Below are 23,084 nucleotides of genomic sequence, written 5' to 3'. Positions count from 1 at the left end.
GCTATGCCGGAGGCCGCTGTCAGGCGGGCGGTGCGCAGTCGGGGCCGGCGGGACGGCCGTCTGCCGCCGGGTCCGGCCTCCGTCTGCACGCCCGGAGGACCGTGGTCATCATGGAACTGCGGCCGACCGGCAGGAGGGATGCGCGATGGAGATGTTCCCGCCGATTCCGCTCGCCGAGTGGCGAGGCACCAAGGAGACGCTGCACCGCTTCACCCAGGTGGTCGGCAAGATCCGCCTCGCGGCGAGCGTGCGGCGCAACCACTGGTGGAACGTCGCCTTCCATCTCACCGGGCGCGGGATCACCACTCGGCCCATGGGACAGGTCGACGGCAACCCGGTCTTCACCATCGACTTCGACTTCGTCGACCACCGGCTGGTCGTCGCGATGGCGGACGGCAGGACGGAGTCGTTCCCGCTCCTCGGCCAGTCCGTCGCCTCGTTCTACCGGCAGACCCTGGAGACCCTGGCAGGGCTGGGCGTCCGGGTGGAGCTCCCGCTCCCCCGGCCCTACCGGCTGGCCGACTCCGGCGACTCCGGCCGGCCGTTCGCGGAGGACTTCGAGCACGCGACCTACGATCCCGTCTGGGCGAACCGCTCCTGGCAGGTACTCGGCCAGGTCGGGCTGGTGCTGGAGGAGTTCGCGGCACGGTTCTCGGGCAAGGTCAGCCCCGTCCACCTCTTCTGGCACTCACTCGACATCGCCCACACCCGGTTCTCCGGACGCGCCGTCGACCAGCCGGCGCAGACGGACCCGGTGACCCGCGAGGCGTACTCCCGGGAGCTGATCAGCTTCGGGTTCTGGTTCGGGGACGCCAACCTGGGCGAACCGGCCTTCTACTCCTACACGGCTCCCGAGCCCGCACACCTGGCCGAGGACCCGCTCACACCCGCATCCGCACGGTGGGTCGAGCTGGGCAACAGCCACCTGGCGGTACTGCGCTACGACGCGGCCCGCACGGAGGCCGATCCGCGGGCGGCCGTACTCGCCTTCTACGAGAGCGCGTACCGCGCCGGAGCCGCCCGGGCCGGCTGGGACGTCGGCCGACTCGCCTGCCCGGGTGGCATCACGGACCCGCGGCTGTCGGCCCCGCCGCTCTGACCGCGTCAGTGCAGGTGCAGCTGCCAGTCGGCAGGGACCTTGCCCCACGGGCCGGGCACCGGCTGCGAGGCCGGGTGCGCGGCGGGCGCCGCCAGTTCCGGCCCCTCGTAGTACTCCTCGGTCTCGACGTTCCACAGCCACGCCTCACCCGGCTCGAAGCTGGCCAGGAACGGATGCCCCGCCTCTCGGGCATGCCTCGTGCCGTGTCGTGAGGGTGAGGAGTCGCAGCAGCCGATGTGCCCGCACTCGGCGCATCGCCGCAGGTGGAACCACCACCCCGGCCCGTCCCCCGCCAGACACTCCACGCACCCGTCCCCGCTCGGCCGCGCGGAGGGATCGATCCCGCGGATCGGGCTGTCAGCCATCGCACACGCCTCCCGATGAAGGCTCCGCCGGGCGCCGGTTCGGCACGTCGGACGCCGAAGCCATCGGACTCTCTCTCCGCATCCCAACCAGCCGGCTCGCACGGAGATTCCGTCACGAGCAGCAGCGGGCGGTCACGTCGTACGGAGTCGAGACGTCCCGGCGGGCGGGAGGTGATGCCGCCCGACGTGATCACGCGGGCCTGCGGTGACCTTGAAGGTACCGACCGTCTGTGCGTGACTGGAGGGAGCAACAGTGGCCTGGCCGACATCGAGGTGCCCCGGATGGGATTCATCGGCACAGTGGGGCTGGTCCTCCACCCCGAGCGAACCTGCGCGCCCATCGTGGAGGCCGTGGTCCGCTGGAGCCGGGCCCGGGGGACGAAGGTCGTGGGGCTGGCGGCGGAGGTCGCGCGGATCGGCTGCGACGCCATCCCGGTCGAGGCCGAGGAGATGACCACGAGCGCCGACCTGATGATCAGCCTCGGCGGGGACGGCACCATGCTGCGCGCCATGCGGCTCGCGACGGGAGGCCACGCACCGGTCCTCGGCGTCAACGTCGGACGCCTCGGCTTCCTCGCCGAGGTCGACATACCGGAACTCCCCGGCGCCCTGGACGCCATCGACGCCCACCGTTTCACCGTGGAGGCCCGCTCCGGCGTGCACGCCCGCTTCGGGGACGCCCAGGAGACGGCACTCAACGACGTCGTGCTCCTGCGCAGCCCGGGGCACAAGTCCGCGGCGGTCGCCGTACGGGTCCAGGGCGAGCCCTTCGTGGCCTACACCGCCGACGCGGTCGTCGTCGCCACGCCGACCGGCTCCACCGCGTACAGCTTCTCGGCCGGCGGCCCGATCGTCTCCCCCAACGCGGAGGGTCTGCTGGTCACCCCCGTGGCGCCCCATGCCGCCTTCAACCGCTCCGTGTTCCTCTCCAGCGGCGAGCGACTTGAGCTGGAGGTCCTGCCGCACAGCGGCGACCTCGCCGTCGAGGCGGACGGTCGCCTGGTCGGCCGCGTCGCACCGGGCGGCGTCGTCGAGGTGACCATGCTGCCCGCCGCGGCCCACGTCGTACGACTCGGCCGGACCACGTTCTACCAGCGCGCCCAGCGCAAGCTCCGGCTCACCGGCTCGGCGGAACACGGCTGACCCCCCGGTCCCGTGGGGCAATCCGCCTGCGGCCCCCGTGGGCTACGCAAGATTCAGCACCAGGTCCCGGACCGCACCGGGCCGGGAGAGGAACGGGTGGTGGCCGGCGTCGAGTTCGACGACCTTGCCGGCCCGGCGGGCGAACTCGCGCTGGAGGCGCGGCGGGGTGCCGCGGTCCTGAGCGCAGACGAGGTACGTGGAGGGCACCTGCTGCCATGCGGCCGCCCCGACCGGCTGCCCGGTCACCTGCAGGCTCTGCCGGGCGAGGTGGTCCGCCGCCCGCGCCTGGACCTCGGGGTCGCAGTCCTGCAGGAACGTGTCCACCAGCAGCTCGGGGCGAACCCCGAAGGTGCCGGCGTCGGAGTCGATGTCGAGGAACGGGGCGGGGCCGCCGTCCCCGAACTCCGACAGGCTCTGCCCGACCTCGGGCAGGTAGCTGGAAACCAGCAGCAGGTGGCGTACCGACCCGACGCCGGCGGCGGCTTCCGCGGTGATGATGCCGCCGTAGCTGTGGGCGACCACAACGGTCGGCTCGTCGCCGGTCTGCAGCACCCCCCGCACCGCCGCGACGTCCTCGGAGAGCCCCGGACCGCCGACGCCGCCGGGCCGGCCCGCCTCGCCACAGCTCGGCAGCGCCGGGGCCACGCTCAGCACCCCCCGCTCCCGCAGCAGCTCTGCGGTGCGGTGCCACCACCACGCCCCGTCCCGCACGCACGCCCCGTGCACGAACACGACCCTCATCGCCGTCTCCACGTCCGCCTCGGCCGCCTTTCGACCAACGGTAGACGTGGCCGCCGTGACGGGAGGGAGCCGAAAATCGGCGAGCACCCCCTGCCCCGGGCCGCCGGGGGGCGGGATGGTCCGGATGCGGCTCGCCCGTCCGGGTGGTCGACTCGATACAGGGGCAGACGCACCGGTGCCCACGTGGTGAGGGAGGACCGCCATGCCGAAGGTGTCCAAGGAGACGGCGTCCAGGGTCGAGGAGTACGGGCCGGTGGTCGACCGCCGCGAGGAGATGGACGGCTACACGGTCGAGTTCGTCTCCTTCGGTGCCGACGCCGATCTCGACGGCCCGCTGCAGTCGTTGCCCGGCGGGGCGTGCCGGTGCCCGCACTGGGGCTACGTCCTCGCCGGGCGCACGCGCTTCGCGTTCGCCGACCACGAGGAACGTACGAGACCGGCGACGCGTTCTACGTGCCGCCGGGGCACCGCCCGTACGTGGACGCGGGCACGGAGCTCCTGCAGTTCAGCCCGACCGACCAACTCGCGGAGACCGAGCGGGCGGTGGCCGAGTGGATGCGCCGGCAGCAGGAGGGAGCCCCGTAGGGCGACGGCGGCGCGGCCCCGTCCGCACGCTCTCGGGGTGCGGGCCGGCGTCGACCGGCCGACACCCGTACGCCGCCCGCCCGCTGCGGCAGTCCCCGGGTTCCCGGGTCAGCGGGCCGGGAACGGGGTTGCCCAGGGTTCCTCGTCCAGGAGGAGTCCGTTGGCCAGGTAGCTGATGGTCCGGTACCAGCCGGCCAGGACGAGGAACTCCAGGAGCTGGGCTTCCTCGTAGTGTTCGCGCAGGTCGTTCCAGGCGGTCGGTGAGAGCCGGGCGGCGTCGTGGAGCTCGTCGACCGCGCGCAGCAGCGCCGCGTGCCGGGGCTGCCATGAGGCCCGGGCCGTGGGGTCGGCGTCGGTGGTCGCCCGGACCTGCTCGGAGGTGAGCCCGACCTGCTGGGAGAAGGCCGCGGCGTGAACGCCCCATTCGTACGCACAACCGGCGCGGGCGGTCGTGCGGGCGATGACGATCTCGCGATCGATGTCGGGGAGGAGTCCGTGGGCCAGCAGGCCGGCGCCCAGGGCGAACATGCGTGACGCCAGGTCCGGGTTCCGGTGCAACACCCGGAACAGTGCCAGTGGTTCGTGTTCGACACCGGGCGGCATCCATCGCCGGAGGGCCTGCTCGACCGGTGCGGGGTAGGGCGGGTCGAGCGGTTCGATGCGGGGCATACCGTCACTCCTCCTCTGGTGTCCGGTTCCTGTGCGGGGCGGGACCACTGCCCATCCCCGCAGGACGGCCGGCGGGCTCGGTGCGTACTTCAGCGGACGAACGTTCAGCTGACGGATGATCAGTGGGCGAACGTTCAGTGGGCGAACGTTCAGCGGACGAAGCCGGTGACGACGTCGGTGAGTTCGACCTGCGGTTCGCCGTCCAGGAGCTCCGGGAAGCGCGCCAGCAGACCGGTCACGTAGGGGGCGGCGAAATGGGCGTCGCACGCCGCGCGGTCCGCGTACCGCTCCGCGACCAGGAACCGGCCGCCCTGCCGGCGGCCGACCGTGTAGGCCATCGCCCCCGGCTCCTCCCGGGAGCGCGCCGCGACCTCACGCAGGGCTTCCTCGAGAGTGTCTTCCTGCCCGGGCTTGGCCTGCAGGATCGCCACCACCATGGTCATCGCACTTCCCTTTCTCCGAGTCGGTGCCCAGCCTGGCCGGGATCGCGCAGCGGCTGATAGTAGAAATGCGACAGTCCCCGGCCCAGCAGTGCGGTCGGGCGCTGGTCGGTGAAGTGCCGGAACTCCCGGATGAAGTGGTTCTGGTCGTAGAAGCCCGCGCCCAACGCGGCCGGCAGATAACGGCGTTGGTCCTCCAGCAGCAGGGCGCGGGTGAGCTTCTGGAACCTGGCCAGGCGCTGGAACCCTTTCGGGCCCGCCCCGACCGCCGGCGGGAAGGCCCGCTGCAGCCGTCTGGCGCCGACCCCGAGCCGCTCGGCCAGTGCGTCCATCCGCAGGTCGCCGGGGCTGCGGTACACCAGGCGCACCGCGGCGTCCATCCACGCGTCGGCCCGGTGGTGGCCGTCGAGCAGCCCGGTGAGGAAGCGGTCGAGGACGTCCGTGCGAGCGCCCGGATCGGCGGCCAGGCGCACCTCGTCGGTCATCCGCCGGCCCGCCGGGCCCCACAGGTCGGCGGCGCTCACCACCTGGTCGGCCACGTCGTCGATGCCCGGGCCGAGGAAGTGGCGCAGGGCACCGGCCCGGAACCGGACGGCCACGAAGCCGACTGCCGCGCGCGAGGTCAGTGACCAGCGCGTCTGCCGCAGGCAGACCAGGTGCGCGGCGGGCAGCGGCCGCGGCGGCAGTCCGTCCGCCGGGCACGGCTCGACCCCGCCCGTGTAGTGGATCCACAGTTCGGCGCCCGTTCCGGGCAGCAGCAGCGGAAGGTCGCCGGCCTCCCCCTCGCACCACCAGTACCGCTCGACGAAGGCCCGCAGAGCCGGCTCCGGTGACGCGTGCGCGATTCGCATGGTTCCCCCCGTTGCGCCGGTGCTATCGGCCGGCGCTGCCCGGCATGAGGCGGGATTCCCAGGCCCAGGCGGTGATCTCGCTGCGGTTGCGGGCTCCGAGCTTGTGCTGGATCGCGGCGAGGTGGCCCTTCACGGTGCTGACGGAGATGAAGAGGGCGGCGGCGATCTCCTGGTTGGTGCTGCCCCGGGCGACAGCGCGGATGACCTCGGTTTCCCGGTCGGTGAGCGGGGTGTCGGGCCGGCGGGCGGACGGGGTTCCGACTGCGGCGAGGTCGCGGAGCAGGCGCCGGGTGATCGACGGGGAGATCAGGGCGTCCCCGACGCTGGCGGCCCGCACGGCGGCGGTGAAGAGGGTGGGGTCGCCGTCCTTGAGGACGAAGCCGAGGGCTCCGGCCTGGAGGGCGCCGTGGACGTACTCGTCGAGTCCGAAGGTGGTGACGATGACGACCCGCAGCGGGTCGGCGATGCCCGGGCCGGCGAGTGCGCGGGTGACGTCGATGCCGTCGAGGAGGGGCATGCGGATGTCGACGAGGCAGACGTCGGGCCGCAGTCGGCGGGCCAGGGCGACGGCCTCGGCGCCGTCGCGTGCTTCCGCGACGACGGTGATGTCGGGCTCGTCCTCCAGGATGAGGCGCAGGCTGGTCCGGATCATGGCCTGGTCGTCGGCGAGCAGGACGCTGATGCTCATCGACGGTCTCCGGCTCGCAGGGGCAGGCTGGCCCGTACCGTCCAGCCGGTGCCGGGCCGCGGGCCGGCGTCGAGCGTACCGCCCAGCGCCTCGACGCGCTCGCGCATGCCGACCAGGCCGTAGCCGCCGCGCGGGGAGGGGCGGTTCGAGGGGTGCGACGGAGCGTCGTCGCCGACCTCGACCGTGAGGTCCGGACGGCCCTGGTCGATGGTGACGGTGACGGCGCGAGCGCCGTGGGCGTGGCGGACGATGTTGGTCAGGGATTCCTGGACGACCCGGTACACGGTGGTGGTCACCACGGGCGGCCAGCTCGTCGGCCCGGTGGGCAGCCGGAGGTCGACGGCCGGTCCGTGCTCCTCGAAGCGGCGGACCAGGTCGACGAGTTGCTCCGGCCCGGCGGTGACGGCGGCGCCGTCCTCCGCGTCGCGGAGCAGGGCGACCACCCGTCGCATCGCGTCCATGGCGTCGGTGCCCGAGCGCTCGATGTCCGCCAGGGCGGAGGCGAGGTGGTCGGGCTGCTTGCGGAGCATGATCCGGGCGGCGTGGGTGTGCATCACGATGCCGGCGACGTGGTGGGCGACGACGTCGTGCAACTCCCGGGCCAGGGCCAGGCGTTCGTCTCGCCGTACCGCCTCGACGGTGGCCCGGCGGCGATGCTCCAGGAAGCGCAGGGCGAGCCCCGTACCGAGGCCGACCGACCAGCCCTTGACGCCGGCGTGGAACGAGCCGACGGCAGTCGAGGTGGAGGCGAGCCGGCCGAGTGCCGTGACCGCGAGTCCGGCGGCGGCGACCGCCACGGCTCGCCGGGGCGGCAGCGCCCGCACCGCCGAGCCGGCGAGGACGGCCAGCGCCAAGGACGCGGCGACGCCGGGCTGATCGGTCAGGAACCCCCTGCTGGAGGCGAGGACGGCGGCAGCCGCGGCGGCCAGGCCGACTGACGCGGCGACCAGCCGGTCGCGCCCCCGGAGCAGCGCCGCGAGGCACACCACCGCGCTGAGGCCGAAGTCGAGCAGCCAGTCCCGGCGCCCCGCGTCGGCACGCAGGTAGGCCGTCGCTGCCAGCACCGCCGCGAAGGCGAGCCCGAGCAGGACATCGGTTCGTCCGGCGGCCCGTGCGCCCAGTGCGGCAAGCCGTTCCCTGATCCTCACGGCGCTCAGACTACGGAACCGGGGCACGGCCGGTGTACCGGCCGAAAGGACCGTTCCGATCCGCCCGTTCCGTACTTTCGGCCGGTACGGCCCGCGGTCGGCGTGAGCAGGCTTGACGGCATGCAACGAGACCTCGACACACCCCGCGGCGAGGCGGGGCCCGTACGAGCCGGCAGGTGGACGTGAACCGGCCCACCTGGGACCGCCTCCGGCTGGAGCTGCGGATCATCGGCATCGCCGCGCCGGTGACGGCGCTGGCGGCAACACTGGGCGGCGCGATCCTGGTGATCGTCATGCGTGCCACCGGGGCCGCCGCGGAGCACCTCGACCTCGCCGCGGGCGCCGTCCTGGCGGGCTTCGCCCCGCTCGGCACCGCCGTCGCGGCCTCCTCGATCGTGGGGCGTGATCCCGGCGCCGAGCTGGTCATGACCAGCACGGTCTACCGCCGGGTGCTGTTCCTGCGGGTCGGCCTGGTGGTGGTCCCGGCGGCCCTGGTCACGCTGGTGGACGCCGTCGTGTTCCGCGCCCTGGACGCATGGCCCGAGGGGCAGGGCACCGGCGGCTACGTCCTGGTGTGGGCCCCGCCGATGCTCTGGCTGGTCGCCCTGGCGATGCTCATCGCCATCGGCCTGCGCAGCCCGGGCGCCGCCACCGGCCTGATCGGGGGCATCTGGCTGGCCCAGGACCTGATGAAGCGCGCCGTCCTGGACCACCCGGTGCTGCGGGCGCAGTACCTGTTCCTGGGCGTCGACGCCAAGGTCCCGGCGCACGAATGGACCGTCAACCGCATCGCCCTGCCCGCCGTCGGCGTCGCCGCCGTGATCGCGGCCGGCCTGCTGCTGGGGCGTCCCGAACGATTCGTGGGGAGCGAGACCGCATGACCACCGTCCTTCAGCGCACCACCCCGCCGACCGCAGCTCGCGGCTGGTGGGCGAAGACCGTCGCGGCCGCCCGCTACGAGTACCTGATGCAGGTGCGCCGCCCGGCGGTCTGGGTGGTCGTGCTCGGGCTGATCGCGCTGCGCTGCGCGTCGCCCTTCCCGCCGGGTTTCACCAGCTCGACGGACCTGCCCTTCCTGGTCGCGGACTGGGCGGGCAACTTCGTCATGCTGTGCCCGATCGGCGTCGGCGCCGTCCTCGCCGACCGCGCCCGGCGGGAGTCCCGGCTGGAGCTGAACGACCTCCTGGCCTCGACGCCCACCGGCATCGGCCCGCGCCTGTGGGGCAAGGCCATCGGCGCCGGCGCGGCGACCATCACACCGGTCGCCGTCGCCTGGGTGGGCCTGCTCGGCTATCTGACCGCCCGGCACGGAGCCGGGGTGATCCCGGTCGGCCTCGCGGCGTTCGCCGCCATCGTCCTGCCCGGGCTGGTCTTCATCTCGGCCTGCTCGGTCACCGTCCCGTACCTGACCGGGCCCGTGCTCTACCGGATCGGCGTGTTCGGCTACTGGATCTGGGGCAACATGGTCGGCCCGCGCTTCGGAATCCCCACCCCCGCCGGCACGCCCTTCGAAGCCATCGGCGAGTACCCGGCCGGCGCCTGGTTCCACGGCACCCTGTTCGACGCCAGGCAGCGGGGAATCACCCCGACCGGCGGCGAGGCCGTCCTCAGCATCGCCTTCCTGCTGCTCATGGCGCTCGCCACCCTCATGATCACCCAGCTCGTGCTCACACGGAGGAACCCGTCATGACCGCGCCCGACGTGACCATCACCGATCTGACCGTCACTTTCCGGCGCGGCGAGGTCCGCGCCCTCGACGGCATCAGCCTGCGCCTGCCCGTCGGCATGGTCGGTCTGCTCGGCCCCAACGGAGCAGGCAAGACCACCTTCATGCGGGTCCTGACCGGAGTCCTGCTGCCGAACTCGGGCAGCGTCGCGGTGGACGGCACCGAGCTCACCTCGCGCGGCCGGCGCCAGGAGGTCAGGGCCACCACCGGCTACCTCCCCCAGGAGCTCGGCCTGTACCCCGACTTGACGGCCCGCCAGTTCCTCGACTACATGGCGCTGCTCAAGGGCATCACCGACCGGCGCGCCCGCCGCGCCCGCGTCGAGGAGGTCCTCGAACTGGTCTCGCTAGGCGATGTCGCCCACCGGAAGGTGAAGGGCTACTCGGGCGGCATGAAGCGCCGCGTGGGCATCGCCCAGGCCATCCTGAACGACCCCCGGCTGCTGATCGTCGACGAACCCACCGTGGGGCTGGACCCCGAGGAGCGGCTGCGGTTCCGCGCCCTGCTCGCCAGGCTGGCCGGCGACCGGACGGTGCTGCTCTCCACCCACATCGTCGACGACGTCGTGCAGACCTGCCCGAACGTCGTGGTGATCGAGCGCGGTCAGGTCGCCTTCCAGGGCGCCATCGGCGACCTCGCCACCCGCGCCGAGGGCATGGTGTGGCACCTCACCCAGCCGGCCACCGCCCCGCCCCCCGGCCTCCCCACCGTCAACGTCACCCCCGGCTCGACCGGCACCACGTACCGGGTCATCAGCCCCACCAGCCCCGCCCCGGACGCGGAGCGCGTCAGCGCCACCGTCGAGGACGGCTACATCGCCCTGATGCACGGCACCGCCCCGGAGCGGACCCAGCCCGGCCCCGACCTCCGCGTCGGCTGACCCCAGCCCCGTCGACACCCGAGGACCAGACGATGCCCCAGCAGCCACTCACCACCGCCCTGGCCGCCGCCGACACCACCGGCTTCCACCCCGGCTTCCCCTTCTTCGCGGAGTGGGCCCTCATCCTCGGCGCCGCCATCGGCGTCCCCCTCTACCTCGTCCGCCTACTGCGCGACCGCCGCAGGAGCCGCTGAGTGCGGCTCGCCCGCCCCCGCCGAGCGGGCGGGGGCGGGCGAGCCGGGGCCGGGGGGTGTTACTGCGGGGTGACGTAGGCGCCGGAGATTCCGCCGTCGACGAGGAAGGTGTTGGCGGTCATGAACGACGAGTCGTCGGAGGCGAGGAAGGCCACCGCGGCGGCGATCTCCTCGGGCTCGGCGAAGCGGCCGAGCGGGATGTGGACCAGGCGGCGGGCGGCGCGCTCCGGGTCCTTGGCGAAGAGCTCCTGGAGCAGCGGGGTGTTGACCGGCCCGGGGCAGAGCGCGTTGACGCGGATGCCCTCGCGGGCGAACTGCACGCCCAGCTCGCGGGACATGGCCAGCACGCCGCCCTTGGAGGCGCTGTAGGAGATCTGCGAGGTGGCCGCGCCCATCACGGCGACGAAGGAGGCGGTGTTGATGATCGAGCCCTTGCCCTGGCGCTGCATGTGCGGGATCGCGTACTTGCAGCACAGGTAGACGCTGGTGAGGTTGACCTCCTGGACGCGCTTCCAGGCGTCCAGGCCGGTGGTGAGGATGGAGTCGTCGTCCGGCGGGGAGATGCCCGCGTTGTTGAAGGCGATGTCGAGCCGGCCGTACTCGTCGACGGCCCGCTGGAAGAGGTCGCGCACCCCGTCCTCGTCGGTGACGTCGACCTGGACGAACAGGCCGCCGACCTCGTTCGCGGCCTTCTCGCCGCTCTCGGGGTCGAGGTCGGCGCAGACCACCTTCGCTCCCTCGGCGGCGAAGCGGCGGGCGGTCGCCAGGCCGATGCCGCTGCCCGCGCCGGTGATGACGGCCACCCGGCCGTCGAGTCGCTGGGTCATGCTGATCATTCCTCCGTGGAGATGAAGACGTTCTTGGTCTGGGTGAAGGCGTCGAGGGCGTCCGGGCCGAGCTCGCGGCCGAGGCCGGACTGCTTGAAGCCGCCGAACGGCGTGGTGTAGCGCACCGAGGAGTGCGAGTTGACGGACAGGTTGCCGGCGTCGACGCCGCGCGAGACCCGCAGGGCGCGCCCGACGTCCCTGGTCCAGATCGAGCCGGACAGGCCGTACTCCGTGGCGTTGGCGATGCGCAGGGCGTCCTGTTCGTCGCGGAACGGGACGACCGTGACGACCGGTCCGAAGATCTCCTCGGTGAAGGCCGGGTCGTCGTCCCGCACGGGCGCGAGCACGGTCGGCGGGTACCAGAAGCCGGGCCCGTCCGGGGCGCTGCCGCGGAAGGCGACCGCGGCCCCGTCCGGGACGTAGGAGGAGACCCGCGCCCGGTGGGCGGCAGAGATCAGCGGGCCCATCTCGGTCTTCTCGTCGGCCGGGTCGCCGACCCGCACGCCGCGGACGGCGGGCTCCAGCAGCGCCATGAAGTCCTCGAACACCGACGCCTCGACGAGGATCCGGGAGCGGGCGCAGCAGTCCTGGCCGGCGTTGTCGAAGACGGCGTAGGGGGCCGTCGCGGCGGCCTTGGCGAGGTCCGCGTCGGCGAAGACGATGTTGGCGCTCTTGCCCCCGAGTTCGAGGGTGACGGGTTTCACCTGGGCCGCGCAGCTCGCCATGATCTCCTTGCCGACCCGGGTCGAGCCGGTGAACACCACCTTGCGCACGTCGGGGTGGGTGACGAAGCGCTGTCCGACGACCGGGCCGCGTCCGGGCAGGATCTGCAGCACCCCTTCGGGGATCCCGGCCCGGAGGGCGAGTTCGCCGAGGCGCAGGGCGGTGAGCGGGGTGAGTTCGGCCGGTTTCACGATGACGGTGTTGCCGGCGGCCAGCGCCGGGGCGAGGGCCCAGGCGGCGATCGGCATCGGGAAGTTCCAGGGCACGATCACGCCGACGACGCCGATCGGCTCCTGGAAGGTGACGTCGATGCCGCCGGCGACGGGGATCTGCCGGCCGAACAGCCGCTCGGGCGCGGCGGCGTAGTACTCGATGACGTCCCGCGCGTTGCCCGCCTCCCAGCGCGCGTTGCCGATGGTGTGGCCGGCGTTGGCGACCTCCAGGGCGGCGAGGTGCTCCCGGTCGGCGTCGACGGCGGCGGCGAAGGCGCGCAGCAGCCGGGCCCGGTCGGCGGGCGCCACCCGGCGCCAGGTGTCGAACGCGGCGCGGGCGCGGGCGACGGCGGCGTCGGTTTCGGCGAGGCCGGCCAGTTCGACGGTGGTGATCACCTCCTCGGTGGCGGGGTTGACGACCTCGTGGAGGTCCGGTTCGGTCATGGGCTGGTCTCCCCTGGGGTGGCGGTGGTGCGGCTCGCGGTGGTGCGGCCGGCGGCGGTCAGGGCGTGGAAGAGGCGTATGTCGTCGGGGTCGGTCTCGGGGTGCCACTGGACACCCAACGCGAAGCGGCGGCCCGGCAGTTCGATCGCCTCGACGGTGCCGTCCGCGCTCCAGGCGGTGGCCCGCAGACCGGCGCCGAGCCGGTCGACGGCCTGGTGGTGGTAGCAGGAGACCTCGGTGGCCGCCCCGAGGACGGCGGCGAGCCGGCTGCCGTCCACCAGGCCGACCCGGTGGCGGACGAAGCGGGCGGGGACGATCTGGTGGCTCCCGTCCGGCAGGTGCTGGAGGAGGGTGCCGCCGAGTTCGACGTTGAGCAGCTGCATGCCGCGGCAGATGCCGAGCACCGGCAGGTCCCGCGCGAGGGCGGCGCCGAGGAGCCGGCTCTCCCAGTCGTCGCGGGTGTGGTGGGGCGGGCCGGTGCGCGGATCGGCGGGCGCCGCGTAGCGGGCCGGGTCGATGTCCGGTCCGCCGGCGAGGACGAGCCCGTCCAGGACGTCGAGCAGGTGTCCGACCCCGCCGGGTTGCGGTGGCAGCAGCACCGGGGTGCCGCCCGCGCGGACGACGGCGTCGACGTACGTCTGGGGCACCAGGGAGGCGCGCTGGTTCCAGACGGACCAGGCGGCGTCGTCCTGGTAGCCGGTGATGCCGATCAGCGGTGGTCGGCGGTCGTCGCCGGTCACAGCCGCTCGAATCCGCGGCGCCGTTCCCAGTCGGTCACCGCCCGCTGGTAGGAGGCGAGTTCGGTGCGTCCGGCGTGGGTGTAGTGCCGGACGACGTCCTTGCCGAAGGCCTCGGTGGCGACGGCGCTGCGCTCGAAGGCGTCGACGGCGTCGCGCAGGGTGGCGGGCACCCGGGGTGCGTTGGAGGTGTACGCGTTGCCGGTGAACTCCGGTTCGAGTTCGAGCTGTTGCTCGACGCCGTGCAGTCCGGCCGCGATCAGGGCGGCGACCGCGAGGTACGGGTTGACGTCGCCGCCGGGGACGCGGTTCTCGAAGCGCAGCGAGGGGCCGTGGCCGACCACGCGCAGGGCGCAGGTGCGGTTGTCGCGGCCCCAGGCGATGGCGGTGGGCGCGAAGCTGCCGGGCACGTAGCGCTTGTAGGAGTTGACGGTGGGTGCGAGCAGCAGGGCGAAGTCGGCCAGGCAGGCGAGCTGTCCGGCGAGGAAGTGCTCCATGGTGCGGGAGAAGCCGTGCGGCCGGTCGCCGGCGAAGACCGGGGCGCCGTGCTCGTCGCGCAGGCTCAGGTGGATGTGGCAGGAGTTGCCCTCGCGTTCGTCGTACTTCGCCATGAACGTGAGGCTGCAGCCCTCCTGGGCGGCGATCTCCTTGGCGCCGGTCTTGTAGACGGCGTGGTTGTCGCAGGTGGTGAGGGCGTCGGCGTACTTGAAGGCGATCTCGTGCTGGCCGAGGTTGCATTCGCCCTTGGCGGACTCGACGGTGAGGCCGGCGCCGGCCATGTCGTTGCGGAGCCTGCGCAGCAGGGGCTCGATCCGGCCGGTGCCGAGGATGGAGTAGTCGACGTTGTACTGGTTGGCCGGGGTGAGGCGGGTGTAGTCCTTGTCCCAGGCCTGTTCGTAGCTGTCCCGGAAGACGATGAACTCCAGCTCGGTGGCGGCGTGGGCCTGCCAGCCGTAGCCGGCGAGCCGGTCCAGCTGGCGTTGCAGGATCTGGCGCGGGGAGACGGAGACCGGGGTGCCGTCGTGGTGGGTGACGTCGCACTGGACCATGACGGTGGCGGGGTGCCAGGGGACGGCCCGCAGGGTGGCGAGGTCGGGGCGCAGCGTCAGGTCGCCGTAGCCGCCGTCCCAGGAGGAGACCTCGTACCCGTCGACGGTGTCCATGTCGACGTCGACGGCGAGCAGGTAGCCGCAGCCCTCCGCGGCGCCGGGGACGACGTCGGCGAGGAAGTACTCGGCGGCGACGCGTTTTCCCTGCAGGCGCCCCTGCATGTCGGTCATGGCGAGCACGACGGTGTCGACGGACCCGTCGGCGACGCGGTCCCGCAGTTCGTCGAGGGTGAGCCGGGGGCTGGTCATCGGACCTCCAGTTCGGTGTCGCGTGCGCCGGTTTCGGGTGGTGTGCCCTGGACGTGGGGCCCGGTGAACCAGTGCCGGGCGGAGGCCAGCCACCACAGTCCGGCGAAGCCGACGACGACGGCCACGGCGACGGGGGTGTAGTTGAAGCTCTCGGTGGTGATCGGGCTGGCGGTGGGGAGCATGAACAGGACGGTGATCACCGCGGTCCAGCCGACCGCGACGAGGCCGATCGGCCGGCTCCACCGGCCGAGGTGCCAGGGGCCGCGGGGGAAGTCCTCGCCCTGGCGCAGCCGCAGGTAGACCGGGATGACGTAGGAGATGTAGAGGCCGATGACGGAGATGGAGGTCACGGCGGTGTAGGTGGTGGTGTTCCAGAGCGCGGGCAGGCCGAGCAGCAGTGCGCCGCCGGTCGCCAGCCAGACCGCGTTGGTCGGGGTCTGGGTGCGCGGGTCGATGCGGTGCCACAGGCGGGAGCCGGGGAGCGCGCCGTCCCGGGAGAAGGCGTAGATCATGCGGGAGTTGGCGGTGACGGAGGCCATGCCGCAGAAGAACTGGGCGCCGATCACGATGAGCAGGAGGAACTCGGCGCCGCCGGCGCCGATCGCGTCGATGAAGATCTGTGCGGGCGGGACCTGGGTGTCGCTGTTGAGCGCGCCGTCGTAGTCGCGGATCGCGAAGGTGATGCCGAGCAGCAGGATCCAGCCGGCCACCAGGGAGACGGTGATGGCGTTGACGATGCCGCGCGGGCCGGAGCGGGCGGCGTCCTGGGTCTCCTCGGTCATGTGGGCGGAGGCGTCGTAGCCGGTGAGGGTGTACTGGGCCATCAGCAGGCCGAGCAGCGCGACGTAGAACTGGCTGTGGAAGCCGGTCTGGTTGACGAACTCGGTGAGGACGAAGGAGACGGAGGCGTGCCGGTCGGGGAGGAAGGCGAGCGCGCCGACGATGATCGCGACGCCGACCAGGTGCCACCACACGGACACGCTGTTGAGGACGGCGACCAGGCGCACCCCGAAGGTGTTGAGCAGGCCGTGCGCCAGCAGGATGACGGCGAAGATCTCCATGGTGTGCGCGGGGCTGGCCTCGACGCCGAAGCGGAGCGTGAGGAACGCGTTGGTGAAGAAGGCGGCGCCGTAGTCGACGCTGGCCGTCACCGCGACCTGGCCGAGGAAGTTGAACCAGCCGGTGAACCAGCTCCAGGCCGGGCCGCGGGTGCGGGTCAGCTTGGCGGACCAGTAGTAGAGCCCGCCGGCCGTCGGGTAGCTGGAACAGATCTCGGCCATCGCCAGCCCGACGCAGAGCGTCAGCAGGCCGACCACCGGCCAGCCCCAGACGATCAGGGCCGGGCCTCCGGTCTTCATCCCCGTTCCGTACAGGGTCAGGCAGCCGGAGAGGATCGACACGATGGAGAAGGAGACGGCGAAGTTGGAGAAGCCCGACATCGAGCGGGCCAGTTCCTGGGTGTAGCCCAGTTCGCGGAGCCGCTCCTCGTCGGCGGAAACGGGGGCGGAGACGGGGGTAGTGGGAGCGTCGGCGGAAACCGGAGCGGAAACGGGGGCGGTGTTCGCCGGAAACACTTCGGGGGCAGGGTGGTCGGGTGAGCGTGCGTCGGTCATGGGCACCCCTGGGGGTTGAGGGTGTGCCGGAGAGCACCGGGCCACGACGGCGTGGCGCGGCACCCCCGGCCGGTTCGACGGTCGGACGGCTCTTCGAGGACGGCACTTCGGGGACAGCACTTCGAGGACAGCTCTTCAATGGCCCGGAACCAGACCATTGGGGTGGGTGAGCAGCATCGTTCCGGCTGGATCGGGGCCGCGTCAAGAGCGAGAAGGGAACGAGTGCGGGAAACCCGTTCGTAGGTACGATTCCGGCGTGGACGAGGACGAACCGCTCGACCGAGCGCGGCTCGACTGGCAGGCCGGGGCGATCTTCCGCCCGGTCAGGACCGGCAACGCCTTCGAGGAGACCGTCGAGCGGCTGCTCCAGGCGATCAAGCTCGGCGTCTTCGGACTCGGCGACCGCCTGCCCGCCGAACGGGACCTCGCCGCCCGGCTCGGCGTCAGCCGGGAGACCCTGCGCGAGGCGCTCCGCACGCTGCAGCAGGCCGGCTGCGTCGAGCCCCGCCGCGGCCGCTACGGCGGCACCTTCGTCACCTACCGGATGCCCGCGCCGGACGTCGCCGACCTGCGCCGCGCCGCCCGCGACCTGGGCGGCGCGCTGGAGGACGCGCTGACCTACCGTCATGTCCTGGAGGTCGGCGCCGCCGAGGCGGCCGCCCGTCGCCCCCTCTCCCCCGACCAACGGGCCCACCTGGAAAGCCGGTTGACCGACCTGGAGCAGGCCCCGCAGGAGCAGTACCGCCAGCTCGACTCGCGCTTCCACCTCGCCATCGGCGAACTCACCGGCTCCCCCACCCTCGCCACGGCCATCGCCGAGGCCAGGATGCGCCTCAACGACCTCCTCAACGCCATCCCCATGCTGGACCGGAACATCGCGCACGCCGCCGACCAGCACCGCGCGATGGTCCGCGCCATCCTCGCCGGCGACGGCGACGCCGCCCGCCGCGCCACCGAGGAACACCTCGCCGCGACGGCCGCCCTGCTGCGGGGCTTCCTGGCCTGAGGGCCGTGGACCTCGCCGGCGGGCGCGGCCGGACGGATCACGAGGCGAAGGCGTCCTGGTACCCCGCGGTGGCGATGGGACGGCTGGCGATGAGCGCCTCGGGCAGGTCGAAGGCGTCCACGAGCGTGCGGCCGTGTCCGGCCAGGCGTGCGATTGATCGTTCCTGCAGTTCCGGAAGCACCCCGGCCTGTTCCGCCGTGAGGACGCCGGCGGCGAGCAGGGTCGTCGCGTGCGTGGCGATCCGGTCCAGGGTGAACAGGCGGTGCAGGTCGAGCAGCACGGCCCGGGTGCGGGGCTCGGTGGCGGCGTCCGTCCAGGCCAGCAGGGCTGCTGCGGCGTCGCACTCGGCCCGGGCCGTGACGGCGGCGAGGGCGTCCGGGGCGGCGGAGTTCCAGCGGCGCACGCCGTCCCTGACGGGCACCTCGCGCAGCCGGATCCTGGCGCGGGCCAGCCGCAGGTGCCCGGCCGTCCGCAACAGGGCCTGCCGGGCCGCCGGGTCGGCCAGGTCGGCGGGTCGGCCCGGGCGGGTCCCGTCGTCACCGCCTCGTCCGGGCTCGTCCGCCGCGCCGTCCGCCCCTGCCTCCAGGAGCAGTTCCGCCCCCGCCTTGGCCCACAGTGCGAGGTTGTCGCCCTCGGCGGTGATGGTGCCCTCGATGTCGGCGGCGGCCTCGATGATCCCGTTGACCGGCAGCAGCCCCTGGGCGCCGCAACGCTCCCGGGCCTCGATGATGAGGTCGCGGGCCTGCCAGGTCGTCCACCCCTTGGCGATGGCGACCTGCCGCTCGGCGGCATCCCGGTCCGCCGGGTCGGCCGTGTCGTGCCCGGTCCACCGGGTCACGACCGCACGGTGCAGCGCGGTCATCGCGTAGACGGTGGCAAGGCCGGCGAGCAGCGGACCGTGGTGGGTGCGCAGGCTCCACAGCGGGCGACGCTGCTCCGGCCGGACACCCGAGATCTCCCGGTGGTGGGCGTAACGGACCGCGATGGCCAGGACCGACCGGGCGGCGCCGGTGGCGCTGGCGCTCATGCAGAGCTTGCCGGCGGTGACCCGGCCGATCGCGGTGAGGAAGCGCTTCCTGCGGCTGCCGTAGGCGCTGGTGAACGTCCCGTCGTCGGCGAGTCGGCCGTGCGCGCCGGTGAGCAGGGCGTCGTGGGGCAGGGTCACGCGGTCGAAGGAGGTGAGGCAGTGGTCGACCGGGCTTCCGGGCCGCACCGGCAGAGCGCGGACGGTGACGCCGGGAAGCGGTCCGGTCGCGTCGACGAGGGGGGTGTGGAACAGGAAGACGCCGTGGTCGCGCCCGTCGACGCGCAGGCGCGCGGCGACGACGGCGGACTTGGGGCCCCCGGCCGCGCTGGTGTTGGGCATGAACTTCTGGGCACCGGGGTTGGGCGTGTGCAGGGTGAAGGTGCGGTCGGTGCGGTCGTAGTCGGCGACGGTCTCCAGCGCGGTGGCGTCGTTGCCGTGGCCGAGTTCGGTGCAGAGGAAGGTGCCGACGCGGTCCATCCGGAGGTACCCGTCGAGCGGGCTCTTGGGGTTGGGGTCGTGGTCGAGCAGGCTGCCGAGGAAGAGGTTGTAGTGGATCCCGGTGAGCACGGTCAGTGCTCCGTCGACGGTGCTGGTCCACTCGTGCAGTGCCGCCAGCCGGGCCGGGTCGGCGGCCAGCGCAGCGGCGTCCAGACGCCCGTTGAGCAGCCGCAACCGCCGGTAGGCGTCGGCGATCCGCTCGGTGCCGCTGTCCCCGGTCCGCGGGTGCAGGGCCGGGTCGGCGGCCAACGCCCGCCAGGCGCGGTGCCCTGAGCCTTCGTCCGCGGCGAAGAGCAGCCGGGTCAGCTCGGCCCTCACGGAACGGCCAGCGGGCGCGGCCGCGGGCGCGGGCGACGGGGCGTCAGAGAGCGGACGTAAGGTCAACGGGGAAGGGCAGTACGTGGATTCGCGCCGGGCCAGGCCGCTGGGAGTCGTCGTCATGTCCTGCCTAAGAGACCGACCTCGCCCTTGGTCACGGCCATGTGAGTGAGATCACCGGCGCACCGGTGATCTTCCCCCGAGCCCACTCGCCGACCGTGCGCTCGCTCCGGTACGCACGGCTGTGCGTTCCGAAGCGAGCGGACTGCTACCGGCTACCGGCTACCGGCTACCGGGAGAAGTAGACCTTGACGCTGACGGCCGGGCCGTGCGCGTACTTCCGCACGGCCGCCTTCGCCTCTCCCGACACGGGCACGGCAGCGGTGCCCCCGGCCGGGACCGCGGTCAGCCCGCCGATCGGGACCGCCTCGACCACCTGCTGGGACTTGCCGGGCTGCGGCTCGTCGTAGACCAGGTACACGACGCGGACCGACACCGCCGTGGTGTTCGGGTTGTTCAGCACGACCTGCTCGAAGGCGTCGAACTTGCTCATCGGCCGACCGGCGGCGTCCGCCGGCTCGGCCTCGACGAGGGAGACGTCGGCCGGCAGGTCCGCCGGGGCGGACTCCTTGACCGTCACCCGGACATCGGCGACCTGGTCGGCGCCGGCTCCGCTGAAGGCGAGGACGTCGAAGCCCCCGCCGGGTTGGACGACGAGGCTGCCGCGGTCGCTCCCGTACGCGGTCGTGACCCGTACGTCCGGCAGGTCCTTCCCGCTGCCGTCCACGGCCGTGATCGCCAGGGTGGGCGCCACGCTCGTCCGCCCGCGGTTGCCGATGGACAGCGTCTGGTCGATGAACTCCTGCTTGCCCAGCGCGTGGTAGCGGAAGGACAGCGGTGCGGCCGTGGGACTCGCCGCGACCGGTGCGGCAGCTGACGGCGCCGCACTGCTCGTGGAACCGGCAGGCGGGGACGCCGCTGCGGCCGGAGCCGGAGAGGTACCACCTGAACTGCAGCCGGCGAGCGCGACGGTGCTGAGCACGAGGCCCGCGATCGTCACGCCCCGCCGGTGTCGAACGAAGGATCGATCCATGCTGGGCATTGCGGGAGACTAGCGCAGGTGGGGGGCACCGCGGGACCACGGGCCTGGCAGCTCTGCTCGCCCGCCGGCGGCCGTCAGTCCTCTCCCGTTCCTCCGGCGACGAGCCGGGAGGCGAGGTCCTCCGCCAGGCGCGCGGCCCGGCCGCGGCCGCGGCGGCGGCGGGCGAGGGCCAGGCCCAGGTGGCGGCGCGGGCCGGGCTCGGCCAGCGGGAGGGCGACCAGGTCCGGGTGCCGGGAAAGGCCGATCTCGGGGATCAGCGCGATGCCGATCCCGGCGCGGACCAGTGACTGGGCGAACTCGTAGTCCGTCGCGGTGCAGCAGATCCGCAGCTCGACGCCGGCCAGCTCGGCGTGGTGGGCGAGTTGGTCGGCGGACTTGCGGCAGCCCAGGATCCAGCGCTGGTCGGCGAGTTCGGCCAGGTGCGGCGCCTCGGGGCGCTCCCGGTGGCGGGCGGCGGCGGGGTGGCGGCGCGGCAGCACGACCCGCAGCGGGTCCTCGCCGAGCGCCGTCCAGTCGAGCCCGGAGCGGTCGCCGGGCCGGGCGGGCGGCGGGCCGGCGAAGTGGTAGGCGAGGGCGAGGTCGGCGCGCCCCTCGCGGACGGCGGGCAGGCTCTCCTCCGGTTCCGCCTCCAGGACGGTCAGTTCGACCTCCGGGTGGTCGGCGGCGAAGCCGGCGAGGACCGACGGCAGCAGCCGTCGTCCGCCGCTGGCGAAGGTGGCGACGGTCAGGGCGGTCCGCTCGGCGGTCAGCCGGGCGATGCGCTGCTGGGTGTCGGCGAGTTCGGCGGCGATCGCGTCGGCGGCCTCCACCAGCAGCCGGCCCGCGTCGGTGAGCGTGACCCCTCGGGTGGAGCGCTCCACCACCGGCGCGCCGAGGCCGCGTTCCAGCGCGGCGACCTGCTGGGAGACGGCCGAGGGGGTGCAGTGCAGGGCCTGGGCCGCCTGGTTGAAGCTGCCGCGGCGGGAGACCTCCCGCAGGACCGCCAGTCGCTGGACGTCGATCAACAGTTCTCCTAATGACGGGTGCGCCATCCCCACACTACTGCTGACGACCGATCCGCGGCAGGCTGGTCCCACCGAAAGCAACGAGAGAGGACCGAGGACATGGACGTGGACGTGTGCGTGATCGGCGGAAGCCGCTACTTCGGCAGGCGGCTGATCGAGGAACTCCGTGACGCGGGCGCCACGGTGACCGTCGTCAACCGCGGCTCGACCCCCGCCCCGCCCGGCGTGACTCACCTGCGCGCCGACCGGAACGACGAGGGCGCCCTGCGCGCCGCGCTCGCCGACCGGCGCTTCGACGCCGTCATCGACCAGGTCTGCTACACCCCCGTCCAGGCGGCCGTCGCCGCCCGGGTGTTCGCCGACCGCACCCCGCGCTACCTGCTCACCTCCACCGTGGAGGTCTACGCCCACCTCGGCCGGCCCGGCGGCCCGCCGCTCACCGAGGCGGCGCTCGACCTGGCGGCCGAGCCGGTGGACCTGCAACTCCCCTGGCACGACCAGCAGTTCGCGTCGGATCACTACGCCGAGGGCAAGCGCCAGGCGGAGGCGCTGCTCACCCGGCAGGCCCCCTTCGACGTCGTCACCGTCCGGACGGCGCACGTCCTCGGCGGCGCCGACTTCACCGGCCGGCTGGCCCACTACGTGGAGCGGATCGGACGCGGCCTGCCGGTGGCCGTCCACGCCTCGCCGCAGCGCGCGTCCTTCGTCCACGAGGCGGAGATCGCCCGCTTCCTGGCCTGGGCCGCGACGGCCGACTTCCTCGGCCCGGTCAACGCGGCCTCCCGAGGAGCCCTGGACGTACGGGAGTTGTGCGCGGCCGTGGGCCGGGTGACCGGCACCGAGCCCCGGCTGGTCGGCGGCGGGGCCGAGCCGACCTCACCGTTCTCCTTCGACCGCTGCTACGCGATGGACACCGGCCGGGCGGCGCGCCTGGGCTTCCGCTTCTCCGCCGTCAGCGACTGGCTGCCCCGGGTCGTCGAGGAGGCCGTCGAGAAAGCCGCCGAGGAGGCCGCCGCGGCGATCAGCCGTCAGCGAGTGCCAGCTTGAGACCGAAGCCGACGAGCACCGTACCGGTGACCGCGTCGATGGCCCGCCGCACCGAGGCGCGGTTCAGCCACCGCCGGACGAGCTGGGTGCCGAAGATCAGCGCGCTGAACCAGACCAGGCCCTCCAGGTCGTGCACGGCCGCCAGGACGACCCCCATCAGCAGGTGCGGGGCACCGATGGGGATGAACTGGGGCAGCATTGCCATGTAGAAGACGCCGTTCTTCGGGTTGAGCAGGCTGGTGCCCAGCCCGCGCGCCCAGGACCGCAGCCAGGTCGCGTCCGCACCCGCGGCGTCCGCCGTGCCCGCCGCGTCCCCCGACGCGGCTCGGCCGCGCTCCTTGAGCGTCTTGCGGACCATGCCGACCCCCAGCCACACCAGGTACCCGGCGCCGGCCACGCGCAGCGCGTCGTACAGCAGGTGGGAGGCGGTGAGCACCGCCGTGGCGCCGACCGCGGCGGCCACCCCCCACACCAGCACGCCGCACAGGATCCCGAGCGCCGTCGCGAAGGCCCGGCGCCTGCCGAGGGTGATCGCGGAGCGCAGGACGAGCGCGGTGTCCAGGCCGGGCATGACGGTCAGCATGCCGGCCACGACGGCGAAGGATGCGATGGCGGAGGTCACGGTCATGCGGCCATCC

Annotated in this window: 24 protein-coding genes; 8 read left to right on the top strand and 16 right to left on the bottom strand. The window is 73.3% G+C overall.

The window, feature by feature from the left end; translation table 11 throughout:
* The first annotated feature begins 145 nt into the window (after positions 1-145).
* Complete coding sequence (locus tag VM95_RS03790) at positions 146-1,099, top strand: DUF5996 family protein (protein WP_045692537.1); 954 nt, start codon at positions 146-148, stop codon at positions 1,097-1,099.
* Positions 1,100-1,104: 5 nt separating this feature from the next.
* Here VM95_RS03790 and VM95_RS03785 read toward each other — a convergent pair whose 3' ends face one another.
* Entirely contained in the window at positions 1,105-1,464 is a 360-nt protein-coding gene (locus VM95_RS03785; RefSeq protein ID WP_045692536.1) for a UBP-type zinc finger domain-containing protein, read from the bottom strand.
* Between the two features lie 234 nt (positions 1,465-1,698).
* Between VM95_RS03785 and VM95_RS03780 the strand changes: the two genes are divergently transcribed.
* Entirely contained in the window at positions 1,699-2,607 is a 909-nt protein-coding gene (locus VM95_RS03780) for an NAD(+)/NADH kinase (protein WP_244178613.1), read from the top strand.
* A 42-nt stretch (positions 2,608-2,649) separates the two neighbouring features.
* Here VM95_RS03780 and VM95_RS03775 read toward each other — a convergent pair whose 3' ends face one another.
* The 6 genes from VM95_RS03775 to VM95_RS03750 all read right to left on the bottom strand — a co-directional run bounded on the left by VM95_RS03775 (position 2,650) and on the right by VM95_RS03750 (position 7,729).
* Complete coding sequence (locus tag VM95_RS03775) at positions 2,650-3,348, bottom strand: alpha/beta fold hydrolase (protein WP_045692535.1); 699 nt, start codon at positions 3,346-3,348, stop codon at positions 2,650-2,652.
* 693 nt (positions 3,349-4,041) lie between these two features.
* A complete protein-coding gene (locus VM95_RS03770; RefSeq protein WP_045692534.1) occupies positions 4,042-4,602 on the bottom strand; it encodes a carboxymuconolactone decarboxylase family protein in 561 nt (186 codons plus the stop codon).
* Positions 4,603-4,751: 149 nt separating this feature from the next.
* On the bottom strand, positions 4,752-5,045 hold the full coding sequence (locus VM95_RS03765; protein ID WP_045692533.1) for a putative quinol monooxygenase: 294 nt from the start codon (positions 5,043-5,045) through the stop codon (positions 4,752-4,754).
* The gene (locus VM95_RS38495) at positions 5,042-5,893 is read right to left on the bottom strand and encodes a helix-turn-helix domain-containing protein (protein ID WP_052707122.1); all 852 of its coding nucleotides are present in this window, start codon (positions 5,891-5,893) and stop codon (positions 5,042-5,044) included. The genes VM95_RS03765 and VM95_RS38495 overlap by 4 nt, the downstream gene beginning before the upstream one ends.
* A 22-nt stretch (positions 5,894-5,915) precedes the next feature.
* The gene (locus VM95_RS03755; protein ID WP_045692532.1) at positions 5,916-6,581 is read right to left on the bottom strand and encodes a response regulator; all 666 of its coding nucleotides are present in this window, start codon (positions 6,579-6,581) and stop codon (positions 5,916-5,918) included.
* On the bottom strand, positions 6,578-7,729 hold the full coding sequence (locus VM95_RS03750) for a sensor histidine kinase (RefSeq protein WP_208615394.1): 1,152 nt from the start codon (positions 7,727-7,729) through the stop codon (positions 6,578-6,580). The genes VM95_RS03755 and VM95_RS03750 overlap by 4 nt, the downstream gene beginning before the upstream one ends.
* 176 nt (positions 7,730-7,905) lie before the next feature.
* Here VM95_RS03750 and VM95_RS03745 point away from each other — a divergent pair, with 176 nt between their 5' ends.
* The 4 genes from VM95_RS03745 to VM95_RS42265 are packed head-to-tail and all read left to right on the top strand — an operon-like array spanning position 7,906 to position 10,530.
* Positions 7,906-8,610, top strand: coding sequence for a hypothetical protein (locus VM95_RS03745; protein WP_045692531.1), 705 nt, complete (start codon positions 7,906-7,908; stop codon positions 8,608-8,610).
* Positions 8,607-9,419, top strand: coding sequence for a hypothetical protein (locus VM95_RS03740; RefSeq protein WP_045692530.1), 813 nt, complete (start codon positions 8,607-8,609; stop codon positions 9,417-9,419). The genes VM95_RS03745 and VM95_RS03740 overlap by 4 nt, the downstream gene beginning before the upstream one ends.
* Positions 9,416-10,336 (top strand): ABC transporter ATP-binding protein, encoded by a 921-nt coding sequence (locus VM95_RS03735; RefSeq protein WP_045692529.1) that lies wholly within the window; start codon positions 9,416-9,418, stop codon positions 10,334-10,336. Before VM95_RS03740 ends, VM95_RS03735 begins: the two co-directional genes overlap by 4 nt.
* A 32-nt stretch (positions 10,337-10,368) precedes the next feature.
* The gene (locus tag VM95_RS42265) at positions 10,369-10,530 is read left to right on the top strand and encodes a hypothetical protein (protein ID WP_157881985.1); all 162 of its coding nucleotides are present in this window, start codon (positions 10,369-10,371) and stop codon (positions 10,528-10,530) included.
* 59 nt (positions 10,531-10,589) lie between these two features.
* Here the strand turns inward: VM95_RS42265 and VM95_RS03730 are convergent, their stop codons facing one another.
* Genes VM95_RS03730 through VM95_RS03710 form a run of 5 tightly spaced genes read right to left on the bottom strand, consistent with a single transcriptional unit; the run spans position 10,590 to position 16,444 of the window.
* Entirely contained in the window at positions 10,590-11,366 is a 777-nt protein-coding gene (locus VM95_RS03730) for a 3-oxoacyl-ACP reductase (protein ID WP_244178612.1), read from the bottom strand.
* Positions 11,363-12,736, bottom strand: a complete 1,374-nt coding sequence (locus tag VM95_RS03725) for an aldehyde dehydrogenase family protein (RefSeq protein ID WP_045692528.1) — start codon at positions 12,734-12,736, stop codon at positions 11,363-11,365. Before VM95_RS03725 ends, VM95_RS03730 begins: the two co-directional genes overlap by 4 nt.
* Entirely contained in the window at positions 12,733-13,476 is a 744-nt protein-coding gene (locus VM95_RS43555) for a gamma-glutamyl-gamma-aminobutyrate hydrolase family protein (protein ID WP_045692527.1), read from the bottom strand. Before VM95_RS43555 ends, VM95_RS03725 begins: the two co-directional genes overlap by 4 nt.
* Complete coding sequence (locus tag VM95_RS43550; RefSeq protein WP_045692526.1) at positions 13,473-14,831, bottom strand: glutamine synthetase family protein; 1,359 nt, start codon at positions 14,829-14,831, stop codon at positions 13,473-13,475. Before VM95_RS43550 ends, VM95_RS43555 begins: the two co-directional genes overlap by 4 nt.
* Entirely contained in the window at positions 14,828-16,444 is a 1,617-nt protein-coding gene (locus VM95_RS03710) for an amino acid permease (RefSeq protein ID WP_078859568.1), read from the bottom strand. Before VM95_RS03710 ends, VM95_RS43550 begins: the two co-directional genes overlap by 4 nt.
* Before the next feature lie 256 nt (positions 16,445-16,700).
* Between VM95_RS03710 and VM95_RS03705 the strand changes: the two genes are divergently transcribed.
* A complete protein-coding gene (locus VM95_RS03705; RefSeq protein WP_045692524.1) occupies positions 16,701-17,450 on the top strand; it encodes a FadR/GntR family transcriptional regulator in 750 nt (249 codons plus the stop codon).
* Positions 17,451-17,487: 37 nt separating this feature from the next.
* Here VM95_RS03705 and VM95_RS45065 read toward each other — a convergent pair whose 3' ends face one another.
* The 3 genes from VM95_RS45065 to VM95_RS03690 form a co-directional block, all read right to left on the bottom strand.
* Positions 17,488-19,293 carry an acyl-CoA dehydrogenase family protein gene (locus VM95_RS45065; RefSeq protein ID WP_279616810.1) on the bottom strand — a complete coding sequence of 602 codons (1,806 nt, stop codon included), beginning with the start codon at positions 19,291-19,293 and terminating at the stop codon, positions 17,488-17,490.
* 289 nt (positions 19,294-19,582) lie between these two features.
* Complete coding sequence (locus tag VM95_RS03695; RefSeq protein ID WP_045692523.1) at positions 19,583-20,353, bottom strand: hypothetical protein; 771 nt, start codon at positions 20,351-20,353, stop codon at positions 19,583-19,585.
* A 116-nt stretch (positions 20,354-20,469) separates the two neighbouring features.
* Positions 20,470-21,399: a LysR family transcriptional regulator gene (locus VM95_RS03690; RefSeq protein ID WP_045692522.1), complete on the bottom strand. Its 930-nt coding sequence runs from the start codon at positions 21,397-21,399 to the stop codon at positions 20,470-20,472.
* A gap of 99 nt (positions 21,400-21,498) precedes the next feature.
* Between VM95_RS03690 and VM95_RS03685 the strand changes: the two genes are divergently transcribed.
* On the top strand, positions 21,499-22,446 hold the full coding sequence (locus VM95_RS03685) for an NAD-dependent epimerase/dehydratase family protein (RefSeq protein WP_045692521.1): 948 nt from the start codon (positions 21,499-21,501) through the stop codon (positions 22,444-22,446).
* On the opposite strand, the gene VM95_RS03680 is transcribed toward VM95_RS03685, so the two are convergent.
* The gene (locus VM95_RS03680; protein WP_045692520.1) at positions 22,421-23,074 is read right to left on the bottom strand and encodes a LysE family translocator; all 654 of its coding nucleotides are present in this window, start codon (positions 23,072-23,074) and stop codon (positions 22,421-22,423) included. The two genes, VM95_RS03685 and VM95_RS03680, sit on opposite strands and share 26 nt — an antisense overlap.
* Positions 23,075-23,084: the final 10 nt, after the last annotated feature.

Origin of the sequence: Streptomyces rubellomurinus (genome assembly GCF_000961885.1) — a bacterium.
GTDB classification, from domain to species: Bacteria; Actinomycetota; Actinomycetes; order Streptomycetales; family Streptomycetaceae; genus Kitasatospora; species Kitasatospora rubellomurina.
The sequence above is the reverse complement of the archived record's forward strand: the minus strand, read 5'-3'. Positions and strand labels throughout refer to the sequence as shown.